The organism is Pseudophaeobacter flagellatus (genome assembly GCF_021228235.1).
GTDB classification, from domain to species: domain Bacteria; phylum Pseudomonadota; class Alphaproteobacteria; order Rhodobacterales; family Rhodobacteraceae; genus Pseudophaeobacter; species Pseudophaeobacter flagellatus.
In genome coordinates this window covers 1-11,596 of the sequence record NZ_JAJQRG010000002.1, presented here as the reverse complement: position 1 = coordinate 11,596, position 11,596 = coordinate 1, and the positions used below count along the sequence as shown (strand labels likewise).

Sequence of the window (11,596 nt, the reverse complement as noted above, 5' to 3'; positions counted from 1 at the left end):
GGGAAATAGAAACCTACTAAAACCATCGGAAAAATTTCACCCCTATTTCCGCGCCAGTCCAGACGGGCCCGAGGCTGGGTCCCTCAGGGCAGAGCGGCGCGCCAGAGCACCCAAAACCCAGCGGGCAGTTGCACTGGCACGGGTGTACAAACGCAAAAAAACCGCACCCGAAGATGCGGTCTTTTTAACAAAGCGAGATCTTAGTCTCAGCCTTGGCGTGCTTTGAAGCGCGGCTGTGTCTTGTTGATCACATATACGCGGCCCTTGCGACGCACAATGCGGCAATCACGGTGCCGGTTCTTGAGCGAGCGGAGCGAGTTCTTGACTTTCATAGTCATTCTCCTGTTCTGCGGCGCGAACCAGCGCCTGGGTTTGCGGGCGTTCCGACCGAATGGCCAAAACAATGAATTCATGGTGGGCACTACAAGGTTCGAACTTGTGACCCCTTCGATGTCAACGAAGTGCTCTACCGCTGAGCTAAGCGCCCATGAAACCCTTGCGACTGCCCTACACCAAGTGATTGGAGCGTGGTAGCCGCGCCGGTGAAGGGGTCTATAATCAGAGTCGCGCAGGGGCGCAAGAGCTTTTGGTCGTAGAATTTTCGCTCTATGGTGATTTCGAGGAACCAAGGGCAGAAGCACCTATGTCAAAGCGCGCATTTTCCGTTATTTCACCCACTGAACTGACGTCATCGGTGGTTTTTGCCTCGCCGCATAGCGGGTCATACTATGAGCCGAGCTTCGTGCAGGGCACGATTCTGAACCAACAGCAGATTCGCAGCTCAGAGGATGCCTTTGTCGACCAGCTTTTTGCCGATGTGCCTGGATTCGGGGCGCCGCTGCTGCTGGCGACCCAGCCGCGGGCCTATATCGATCTCAATCGCGCCCCGGGAGAACTGGACCCGGCCTTGATCGAAGGCGTACCGCGCCGGGGGCAGAACCCGCGGGTGGCCTCGGGCTTAGGGGTGATTCCGCGGGTGGTGGCCAATGGCCGGGCGATCTACCATGGCAAGATGCCCCGGCAAGAGGCGCTGCAGCGAATCGACCAGATTTGGTACCCCTATCACGCGGCCCTGCAGGGGTTGCTGCGCCAGGCGCATGACCGTTTCGGCCAGGCGGTGCTGATTGATTGCCACTCCATGCCGCATGAAGCAGTGGCAAACCTCCCGACCCATCGGGCGGCGCTGCCCGAGGTGGTTCTGGGGGATCGGTTTGGATCTTCAGCTGCAACCGAGGTGATGGACCTGGTTGAGGCGGCCTTTGTGCAGGCCGGGCTGCGCGTGGCCCGCAACGCGCCCTTTGCCGGTGCCTATATCACCCAGGCCTATGGTCGTCCCTCGCGGCGGCAGCATGCAGTGCAGGTGGAAATCGACCGCTCTTTATATATGGACGAGGCACAGGTGCGGCCCAATGCGCGTTTCGCCGAGGTAAAGGCGCTGCTGGGGCAGGTTGCCGGGCAGATCGTCAAAATAGGTATCGACCAGGACAGGCGGCGGCTGGCGGCTGAATAGCCGGCAGCAGGACGCTTGTGGTGGTGCGGTTGCTAGAGCCAGTCGCGTTCATTTGCATTCAGGCGACTGGCTCTCCTGGTTTGATTTGGCATATTGCGCAACATGCTCTAGCGCAGGGCACGGCCCTTGCGGATGGCGTCCTCGCCAAAACGTTTGCGAATGGCATCGGTGGCACGTTCTGCCTGGGCACGTTTTTCGGCCAGCGGGTCCAGAAGGTCACCACTGGTATCGGCCTGCGATTCGGGCACCAGATCCGAGATGCCACAGCCGAGCAGGCGATAGGGCCCCTGATTGCCGACCTGATCCAGCAAGGCCCGCGATTGGCGATAGATCACATCGGCCAGCTGGGTTGGGCTGTGCAGGGACAGGCGCCGGGTCAGGGCGGAATGATTGGCGCGCTTCAGCTTCAGGGTGACAACCCGGCCTGCCTTGGCCTTGGCCTTGGCGCGATCCGCCACCTGTACCGCCAGCCGCCACAGATGACCGTCAAGCACCTCCAGGCTGGCGGTGTCTTCCATGAATGTGGTCTCTTTCGAGATCGACTTGACCGGCGCATTGGCGGAAACCCGGCGGCGGTCCTGGCCGCGCGCCAGATGCCAGAGCCGATCACCGGTGCCACCAAAGCGCGCGTTCAGGTCTTGCCGTTCCCAGCGCAGCAGATCGGCAAAGGTGCGAATGCCGGCCTTTTCCAACGCGGCCTGCGTGGCCGGACCAATGCCCCAGATCAGTCGTACAGGCTTGTCGCGCAGAAAGCTGGCGGTTTCCGCCTTGCCAATCACCGAATAGCCGCGCGGCTTGTCCAGATCCGAGGCCACCTTGGCCAGGAATTTGTTATGCGACAGCCCGATTGACCCGGTGATGCCCAGTTCATCCTTCATCCGTTTGACCAGCCGCGCCAGCATGACCGCCGGCGGGCGCCCATGCAGTTTCTGGGTGCCAGAGAGATCCATGAAGGCCTCGTCCAGGGACAGGGGCTCAATATCCGGGGTTAACTCGTCCATCATCGCGCGTACCATCTGGCTGACTTCGACATAGGCGGACATGCGCGGTTTGATCACCACGGCATCGGGGCAGAGTTTCAGCGCCTGAAACATCGGCATCGCCGAGCGCACGCCAGAGATGCGCGCCACATAGCAGGCGGTCGATACCACGCCGCGTTTGCCGCCGCCGATGATCACAGGTTTGCCAGCCAGTGCCGGGTTATCGCGTTTTTCAACGCTGGCGTAAAAGGCATCGCAGTCCATATGCGCGATGGTCAGGGAAAACAGCTCTGCATGCTGGATGCTGCGCGGGCTGCCGCAGTCTGGGCAGCGCCGCGCTGGGGCAATCTGGTGAAGGCAATCACGGCAAAGGGCTTGCATGGTGGGATGGGGGCTTTATCTGTGTCAGAGGCTGTGCTGCATTTTATCGGCCATTCGGGGATTCGTCTGTAGGGCTTCGCGTTTGCAAAGGGTGGATATGTCTTTTTCCGGTGCCAAACTGGCGCTTTTTCTTGGGGCGGATCTGCTGGTCATCAAGCGTGATGATCGCCCGGATATTCCCTATCCGGGCTATTGGGATCTGCCGGGCGGTGGCCGCGAAGGCGATGAGACGCCGCAGGCCTGTGCCCTGCGCGAAACCTATGAGGAAGTCCGCCTGTCCCTTGTCGCCAGCGATCTGACCTGGTCCAATAGCTATCGCCGCCCGCGCGGCCTGGTTTGGTTCTTTGTCAGTCATCAGCCCGCCGAATTGCAGCAGCAGGTGCGCCTGGGCGATGAGGGGCAATGCTGGCAGCTGATGCGCCCGCAGGCCTACTGTGATCACCCGCTGGCGGTGCCGCATTTTGCCGGGCAGTTGCGCGACTACCTCGGACGGCTGTCGGGCTGACGGTCGGTTGCCACCGGTGGTTGAGTTCACGTCAATCTGTCAGGGGATCTGCGCGCGGGCAAAAAATTCCCCCGCGCGATGGCGGGGGCCAGGCAGACGAACCTCAGGAAGAGGAGCTCGTCAGGGGAGTGTCTCACCTCTAGAATCACCGATATTGTCGGGTTTCGCAAATCCCATCGTTTGCCTGCAGCGGTGTGGCATCTGGTTCTGTGGCTTTCCCGTCACGAGACAATTTGGCACAGCAGTGCAGGGTGGAGAGGATTTCCACATCAATACAGCAGCTTGACCCTACGTAAAGCGGTCGGGCCCCGGCGGTGGCGCGATCAGCAGCAACGCCGGGATAAAGTTTATTTTTGATGCTTTTTTAGGCGATGGCCGGATCTGACCGGTAGTCTCGCTTTTTTGGTGGGCCGTTTCAGGCGGTTTTCAACTCGTCCAGGATGGCAAGAGCGGCGGCGCGCGGGTTGCTGGCCTGCCAGATGGGGCGGCCGACAACGATGTGATCTGCACCATCGGCAATGGCTGTTGCTGGGGTGGCGACGCGTTTCTGATCGCCCAGGGCCGCGCCAGCCGGGCGCACGCCGGGGGTGACGATCAATTTGCCTGCGGCTTCAGGCAGGGCGCGGATCAGGCCGGCTTCTTGCGGGCTGGCGATGACGCCATCCGCCCCCGCTGCAAAGGCATTGCCCGCACGTTCCTGCACCAGGTCACGGATATCGCCGGGCTTGACCAGTGCACCGTCCAGATCACTTCGATCCAGCGAGGTCAGAATGGTCACCGCCAGAATTTTCATGTCTTTGCCAGCGGCACCTTCCTTGGCAGCGCGCACCACATTGGGGTCGCCGTGCACGGTGAGGAAATCCAGATCGAACTGCGCCAGCCCGCGCACCGCGCTCTCAACCGTGGCGCCGATGTCAAAGAGCTTCATGTCGAGAAAGATCTTCTTGCCAAGCTCGTGCTTCATTTCATTTGCCAGCGCCAGGCCGCCGCCAGTCAACATGCCCAGGCCGATCTTGTAAAAGGACACAGTATCGCCCAGCTGTTCGGCCAGCTTCAACCCGGCAAGGGCATCGGGCACGTCCATGGCAACAATCAGGCGGTCGTCGGCTGTGGTCTGGGACATGGGGCTCTCCGGGGCTTGGGCTGTGGGAATTGCGCTTTCCTACTGCGCTGCCCAATGCGAGGAAAGCCCAAAAAACACCGATCAAGGCCCCGGGTTTGACATGTATCAGTGATTTTTCAGTAATATTGCATCACTGTGATCTTGAAGAGGCGGCAAGACCTCCCAAATCTATCTGAGAGGCCCGAACCGGGGCGTGCCGCAAAGCGGGCGCTGCCATATGTATTCGGGCGCTTGTATTAAGGAGAACGACATGGACTTGAACAAGTTCACCGAGCGGGCACGGGGTTTCGTGCAGGCGGCGCAGACAATTGCTATGCGCGAAGAGCATCAGCGAATGGTGCCAGAACATCTTCTCAAAGCATTGATGGATGACGATCAGGGGCTTGCCAGCAATTTGATTGGCAAATCCGGTGGGAACGCCGCCCGAGTGGTTGAGGCTGTTAATATCGCCGTTGGCAAACTGCCCAAAGTGAGCGGTGATGCCGCACAGGTTTACTTGGATGGTCAAACAGCCAAGGTTCTGGATGAGGCAAGCAAGATTGCCGAGAAGGCCGGCGATAGCTTTGTGCCTGTCGAGCGGGTACTGATGGCGCTTTGCATGGTGAAATCCAAAGCCAAGGACGCGCTGGAAGCTGGCGACGTCACCGCACAAAAGCTGAATGAAGCAATCAACGATATTCGCAAAGGCCGCACTGCGGACAGTGCCACTGCCGAAGAGGGCTATGACGCGCTGAAGAAATACGCCCGCGACCTGACCGAGGCGGCGCGTGAAGGCAAGATTGACCCTATCATCGGCCGGGATGAGGAAATTCGTCGCGCCATGCAGGTGCTGTCGCGCCGTACCAAGAACAATCCGGTGCTCATCGGTGAGCCTGGCGTGGGTAAAACCGCCATCGCCGAAGGCATGGCCCTGCGCATCGTCAACGGTGATGTGCCCGAATCCCTGCGGGATAAGCAGCTTTTGTCGCTGGATATGGGCTCGCTGATTGCCGGGGCGAAATATCGTGGTGAATTCGAAGAGCGCCTGAAAGCGGTTTTGACCGAAGTCACCGAGGCCGCGGGTGAGATCATTCTGTTTATTGATGAGATGCACACCCTTGTCGGGGCGGGTAAGTCGGATGGCGCCATGGATGCCGCCAACCTGATCAAACCTGCGCTGGCGCGGGGGGAGCTGCACTGCATCGGTGCCACCACTTTGAATGAATACCGCAAATATGTGGAAAAAGACGCGGCCCTGGCCCGTCGCTTCCAGCCTGTCATGATTCAGGAGCCGACGGTTGAAGACACCATTTCGATCCTGCGTGGCATTAAGGAAAAGTATGAGCTGCATCACGGGGTGCGGATTGCGGATGCGGCCTTGGTCGCGGCGGCAACCCTGTCGAACCGCTATATAACTGATCGCTTCCTGCCAGACAAAGCCATCGACCTGATGGACGAGGCCGCCAGTCGGTTGCGTATGCAGGTGGACAGCAAACCAGAAGAGCTGGATGCGCTGGACCGTCAGATCCTGCAGATGCAGATCGAAGAGCAGGCCCTGAAGGTTGAGGATGACATGGCCTCCAAGGACCGTCTTGAGGTCTTGCAAAAGGAGCTGTCGGATCTGCAGGAAGAATCCGCTGAAATGACTGCAAAATGGCAGGCAGAGCGGGATAAGCTTGCTGGTGCGCGAGACCTGAAAGAGCAGCTGGACCGGGCGCGCGCTGATCTGGAAATCGCCAAGCGCGAGGCAAATCTGGCCCGGGCCGGTGAGCTGTCCTACGGCGTCATTCCAAACCTGGAGAAGCAACTCTCCGAGGCGGAAAGCCGCGAAGAGCAGGGTGTGATGGTCGAAGAGGCCGTGCGTCCTGAACAGATTGCCGGGGTGGTGGAGCGCTGGACCGGTATTCCAACCTCCAAAATGCTGGAGGGCGAGCGCGACAAGCTGCTGCGCATGGAAGACGCGCTGCATTCCCGTGTCATTGGCCAGAATGCGCCGGTGACAGCGGTGGCCAATGCGGTGCGCCGTGCACGGGCCGGGCTGAACGATGAAAACCGGCCGCTGGGCTCTTTCCTCTTCCTTGGACCAACCGGGGTGGGCAAGACAGAGCTGACCAAGGCGGTGGCGAACTTTCTGTTCGATGATGACAACGCCATGGTGCGGATAGACATGTCGGAATACATGGAGAAACACAGCGTCGCCCGTCTGATTGGCGCGCCTCCCGGCTATGTCGGCTATGACGAAGGCGGGGCGCTGACCGAAGCGGTGCGTCGTCGGCCCTATCAGGTGGTGCTGTTTGACGAGGTGGAAAAAGCGCACCCGGATGTCTTTAACGTGCTGTTGCAGGTTCTGGACGACGGTATGCTCACCGATGGCCAGGGGCGCACGGTTGATTTCAAGCAGACGCTGATCATCCTGACCTCGAACCTTGGTGCCCAGGCGCTGAGCCAGCTGCCCGAAGGGGCGGATGCCTCGGATGCCAAACGGGACGTCATGGATGCGGTACGGGCGCATTTCCGGCCCGAGTTCCTCAACCGTCTGGATGAGACCATCATCTTTGACCGTCTGGCGCGTGCCGATATGGACGGTATCGTCGATATTCAAATGGCTCGCTTGGCCAAACGCCTGGCCGCGCGCAAGATCACTCTGGCGCTGGACGACAGTGCCAAGACCTGGCTGGCGAATGAAGGCTATGATCCGGTGTTTGGCGCGCGTCCGCTCAAGCGGGTGATCCAGCGTGCCTTGCAGAACGCCCTGGCGGAGCTGCTGTTGAGCGGCGAGGTCAAGGACGGTGATACCATCCCCGTTTCGGCAGGTGGCGACGGGTTGATCATCGGCGATCGCCTTGGCTCCACCGACCGCCCAAAACCTGATGATGCGGTGGTGCACTGATCTAAAGCGTTCTGCCATAAACTTGACTGACGGTTTGTGGCAGAACGCGCTCACATTGAGAGGTCATGCCGCGCCGCGCCGCGCCTTTCCCCTGCTTCAGGTTAAAGACGGGCCGCTTTAGCTGATCAGAGTGCAGAACAAACAAAGCCCGCCAGTTCTGGCGGGCTTTGTGTTGATGGGGCCAACCCCGCCCGGTTGCGGCGGTTGGTCATGCCGCGGAGTTGGGGCTTATTCTTCGATGGCTTCCTGTACGATTTCGTCCAGCAGGGTCTGGATGATCTGCATTTCGCCCTCTGGGAAGGCGCGAAAACCGATGGTGACGGCTTCCTCGCCGGGGCGCTGGGCGACAAAGATGTCATAGGGACAGAAGGTGATGTTCATCGGATTGGCCTCCATCACCTGACGCGATAGCTTGGCCGAGCAGAAGGAATAGACATCTGCCTGCTGGAACAGCACGACATCAGACCCGACAGCGCTGCGGGTGCGCTCCAGCATTTCACCGACATGGCTGACATGATCAACCACCAGCCCATGGTTGGTGATGGCATTTTCCAACCCAAAGGTGACATCGTCATAGGCCAGCCCGCTGCGATAGCTGACCATATCCTGCGCCGAGGCGGGCACCATCAGCGTGGCACTGATGCTAAAGGCGGCGACTGCGGTGAAATATTTCATCTGGCATCTCCCAATGTGAACGACGGTGGCTTGCCCATTGCGGGTATCCTCCTCACGTTAGGAGGATAGGAACAGGCAGCGTCTGGCCACCTGTCTCATCGATATATAGGAGTTTCTGCATGGGTTTCGCGGCAAAGGCTATAGAATTTCTCGCCATTGGCTTTGTTTTCGCATTGGGGGCCTTGGTGCTTGTGACGCTGCTGCTGTTTGTGGTGGACCGAATGCAGACCGGGGATGCGATCCGGCGGAACTATCCGGTGATTGGCCGCTTCCGGCATCTGTTCAGCACCATGGGGGAGTTCTTTCGCCAGTATTTCTTTGCCATGGACCGTGAAGAGCTGCCTTTTAACCGTGCACAGCGCGACTGGGTAGACCGGGCCGCCAAGGGAGAGGGCAATACAGTTGCCTTTGGTTCTACCCGCAACACCGAGGTGCCGGGCACGCCGATTTTTGTCAACGCACCGTTCCCACCGCTGGATGACCAATATGCCAGTACCGAACCCATGGTGATTGGTGCGGGCGCGCGGGTGCCTTATCGGGCGCCTTCTTTCTTTAATGTCTCGGGTATGAGCTATGGCGCGCTGTCAAAACCGGCAGTGCGCGCGCTTAGCCGGGGGGCGCGTGAAGCTGGGGTCTGGCTCAATACCGGCGAAGGCGGCATGAGCCCCTATCACCTGGAGGGGGGCTGTGATCTGGTGTTTCAGATCGGCACCGCCAAATATGGCGTACGCAATGCCGAAGGCGGGCTGAACGATGAGAGGCTGCGCGCGGTGGCGGAAAATCCGACGGTTCGGATGTTTGAGCTGAAGCTGGCGCAGGGGGCCAAGCCGGGCAAGGGTGGCATCCTGCCTGCCGCCAAAGTAAGCGCAGAGATCGCCGAAATTCGTGGCATTCCCGAAGGCGAGGCCAGCATTTCCCCCAATCGGCATCCGGAGATGACCAATTTTGACGAATTGCTGGATATGGTTGCCCACCTACGCGAGGTGACAGGCAAACCGGTGGGCATCAAGACCGTGGCTGGCTCTGAGGTGGTGATGCGCGAGATGTTCCTGCATATGGCGGCCCGCCCGGCAGATGTGCCAGATTTCATCACCATTGACGGCGGCGAGGGGGGGACCGGCGCGGCGCCGATGCCCTTGATCGATCTGGTGGGCATGTCGGTGCGCGAAGCCCTGCCACTGGTCTGTGATTTGCGCGATGAATACGGCTTTCGCGACCGTATCCGGCTGATCGCCAGTGGTAAGCTGATCAACCCAAGCGATGTTGCCTGGGCCCTGGCTGCGGGGGCGGATTTTGTCACCTCGGCGCGTGGCTTCATGTTTTCGCTGGGCTGCATCCAGGCGTTGAAGTGCAACAAGAACACCTGCCCGACCGGCATCACCACCCATGACCCGCGATTTCAAAAGGGATTGGTGGTCGAAGACAAATACAAACGTGTCGCCCGCTATGCGACTGAGCTAATCCACGAGGTCGAAACCATTGCCCATTCAGTTGGGGTAACAGAACCACGCAGGCTGCGCCGCCGCCATGTGCGGATTATGCAGGACAATGGCGGTTCGCGACCGATGAACGAAATTCAGCCAAGTTACAGTAACATCGCGCAGACGTGACAGGATATGTTTTGGCCTAGGCTCTGCCCTGCGTTAGGTCTCCCATGAGAGCAATTTTCGAGGAGACGCCGCCATGGCCCACCGCTGGACCAATACCCTGAGTGCCGCTGATGTGACGCCGAAGCAGGCCTATTTGAATCGCCGCCAGATCATGGCGGGACTTGGCGGCATGGCTGGGCTGGCAGGGCTTGGTGCGCTGCCAGGGGCGGCACAGGCCGAAACACTAGAGCCAAACTCCTGGGAGGATGTGACCACCTATTGCAACTACTATGAATTTGGAACCGGCAAGGGGGATCCTGCGAAAAACGCTGGCCAGCTGACCACCAAACCCTGGAGCGTCAAGATCGACGGTTTGGTGGATCGCCCCGGCGACTATGATTTCCAGCAGATCCTGGGGGAAATGACCCTAGAAGAGCGCATCTATCGGTTCCGCTGCGTCGAAGCCTGGTCGATGGTGGTGCCCTGGATGGGGTTTGAACTGGCGGATCTTCTGGCGCTGGCCGGGGTACAGGAGGGGGCAAAATACGTCAGCTTTGAAACCCTGTACCGCCCGTCTGAAATGCCCGGCACCGCTTATCCGGTGCTGGACTGGCCCTACCGCGAGGGCCTGCGCCTGGACGAGGCGATGCATCCGCTGACGCTGATGGCGACCGGGATCTTTGGGAAGGAGCTGCCCAATCAGAACGGCGCGCCGCTGCGCTTGGTGGTGCCATGGAAATACGGCTTCAAATCGATCAAATCCATCGTCCGCATCAGCCTGACCGATACGCAGCCGCAGACCAGTTGGAACATGGCCAATGCCCGCGAATACGGCTTTTACAGCAATGTGAACCCAGAGGTGTCGCATCCCCGCTGGAGCCAGGCGACCGAGCGCCGCCTTGGGGGCGGGCTGTTTGCCGGGCGCGACGACACGCTGATGTTCAACGGCTACGAGGACGAGGTCGCCAGTCTTTATGAGGGTATGGATTTGGCCAAACATTTTTGATCCACAGTGACACCGCAGCCCAAGACCACAGGACAAGAGGTTTGCCAGAATGATCGACCGTTGTAATCAGATGTTGCGCCGCCTGCCGCCCTGGGGGCTCTATCTGCTGGGCGCCCTTTATCCGGGCTGGCTGTTGTATCTGGGGCTGACTGGCGGATCGGGGCCGGATCCGGTCAAGGCGCTGGAACATGGCCTGGGCGAAGCGGCGCTGCAATTGGTGATCCTGGGGCTATTCGTGACACCGTTGCGCCGCTTTACCGGTCTGAACCTGTTGCGGTTTCGGCGTGCAATCGGGGTTTTGGCCTTCTCCTATGTTGCGCTGCATCTCTTGGTCTGGCTGGTTCTGGATGTTCAGGTCCTGTCGCACATCCTGCGCGACATCGCAAAGCGCCCCTATATAACCATCGGTATGGCGGGCTTTGTACTGATGCTGCCACTGGCGCTGACCTCCAATAATCGCGCCACGCGCTGGCTTGGCCCGCGCTGGCGCAAGCTGCATCTCCTGACCTATCCGGTCGCCCTGCTGGGGGGGCTGCACTACGTGATGCTGGCAAAGGGCTTCCAGATGGAGCCATTGATCTATCTGGCAGTCATTGTGACCCTGCTCCTCTTGCGGCTGCCCCGGCAGACAAAACGCCGTCTCGCTTGACGGGCGGGACGGGGCAGGATCCCGGTCGGCGGGGCTCTGAGCTTGCTCTGGCTAATTTGGGCGGATCTTGGGTGATATCTTGAACGAATGCCTCGGTAATTATTTGATTATAAGTAAAAAACAGGGGTTTTCGAAAAAAGATGTGATTTTGTGAAATTATGGGTTGCGGGATGTTTGAGTTAACACTAGAACCCCCTCTACCGGCAGCGGCGACGCGGTCTGGTGGGTTGCTTCGGCGGCCGGACGGGCCGGAGAGACGGTTGAGACGCTCGGGAGAGACCGGGGCACTTATTGGCAGAATGAGGCGGG

Annotated in this window: 10 protein-coding genes and 1 tRNA gene; 6 read left to right on the top strand and 5 right to left on the bottom strand. The window is 59.8% G+C overall.

The genetic code is table 11. The annotated features are described in order from the left end of the window. Window positions 1-206 precede the first annotated feature (206 nt). Together ykgO and LRK71_RS03575 are read right to left on the bottom strand one after the other, a co-directional pair. The gene (gene ykgO, locus LRK71_RS03580; protein ID WP_008205324.1) at window positions 207-332 is read right to left on the bottom strand and encodes a type B 50S ribosomal protein L36; all 126 of its coding nucleotides are present in this window, start codon (window positions 330-332) and stop codon (window positions 207-209) included. 80 nt (window positions 333-412) lie between these two features. After that, a tRNA-Val gene (locus LRK71_RS03575) sits at window positions 413-487 on the bottom strand. Between the two features lie 156 nt (window positions 488-643). Between LRK71_RS03575 and LRK71_RS03570 the strand changes: the two genes are divergently transcribed. Further along, window positions 644-1,510 (top strand): N-formylglutamate amidohydrolase, encoded by an 867-nt coding sequence (locus LRK71_RS03570; protein WP_232401160.1) that lies wholly within the window; start codon window positions 644-646, stop codon window positions 1,508-1,510. Between the two features lie 107 nt (window positions 1,511-1,617). Here the strand turns inward: LRK71_RS03570 and LRK71_RS03565 are convergent, their stop codons facing one another. Further along, window positions 1,618-2,871 (bottom strand): DNA polymerase IV, encoded by a 1,254-nt coding sequence (locus LRK71_RS03565; RefSeq protein WP_232401159.1) that lies wholly within the window; start codon window positions 2,869-2,871, stop codon window positions 1,618-1,620. Window positions 2,872-2,968: 97 nt separating this feature from the next. Here LRK71_RS03565 and LRK71_RS03560 point away from each other — a divergent pair, with 97 nt between their 5' ends. Next, window positions 2,969-3,376 carry an NUDIX hydrolase gene (locus LRK71_RS03560; RefSeq protein ID WP_232401158.1) on the top strand — a complete coding sequence of 136 codons (408 nt, stop codon included), beginning with the start codon at window positions 2,969-2,971 and terminating at the stop codon, window positions 3,374-3,376. A 415-nt stretch (window positions 3,377-3,791) separates the two neighbouring features. On the opposite strand, the gene pyrF is transcribed toward LRK71_RS03560, so the two are convergent. Then, complete coding sequence (gene pyrF, locus LRK71_RS03555; RefSeq protein ID WP_232401157.1) at window positions 3,792-4,499, bottom strand: orotidine-5'-phosphate decarboxylase; 708 nt, start codon at window positions 4,497-4,499, stop codon at window positions 3,792-3,794. 250 nt (window positions 4,500-4,749) lie between these two features. On the opposite strand from pyrF, the gene clpB reads away from it, so the two are divergent. Then, window positions 4,750-7,368, top strand: coding sequence for an ATP-dependent chaperone ClpB (gene clpB, locus LRK71_RS03550; protein ID WP_232401156.1), 2,619 nt, complete (start codon window positions 4,750-4,752; stop codon window positions 7,366-7,368). A 228-nt stretch (window positions 7,369-7,596) separates the two neighbouring features. Here clpB and LRK71_RS03545 read toward each other — a convergent pair whose 3' ends face one another. Next, on the bottom strand, window positions 7,597-8,043 hold the full coding sequence (locus tag LRK71_RS03545; protein WP_232401155.1) for a DUF302 domain-containing protein: 447 nt from the start codon (window positions 8,041-8,043) through the stop codon (window positions 7,597-7,599). 119 nt (window positions 8,044-8,162) lie between these two features. Here LRK71_RS03545 and LRK71_RS03540 point away from each other — a divergent pair, with 119 nt between their 5' ends. The 3 genes from LRK71_RS03540 (at window position 8,163) to msrQ (ending at window position 11,287) form a co-directional block, all read left to right on the top strand. Beyond that, window positions 8,163-9,653: an FMN-binding glutamate synthase family protein gene (locus tag LRK71_RS03540; RefSeq protein ID WP_232401154.1), complete on the top strand. Its 1,491-nt coding sequence runs from the start codon at window positions 8,163-8,165 to the stop codon at window positions 9,651-9,653. A gap of 73 nt (window positions 9,654-9,726) precedes the next feature. Then, entirely contained in the window at window positions 9,727-10,638 is a 912-nt protein-coding gene (gene msrP, locus LRK71_RS03535) for a protein-methionine-sulfoxide reductase catalytic subunit MsrP (protein WP_232401153.1), read from the top strand. A 49-nt stretch (window positions 10,639-10,687) separates the two neighbouring features. Then, entirely contained in the window at window positions 10,688-11,287 is a 600-nt protein-coding gene (gene msrQ, locus LRK71_RS03530) for a protein-methionine-sulfoxide reductase heme-binding subunit MsrQ (RefSeq protein ID WP_232401151.1), read from the top strand. Window positions 11,288-11,596: the final 309 nt, after the last annotated feature.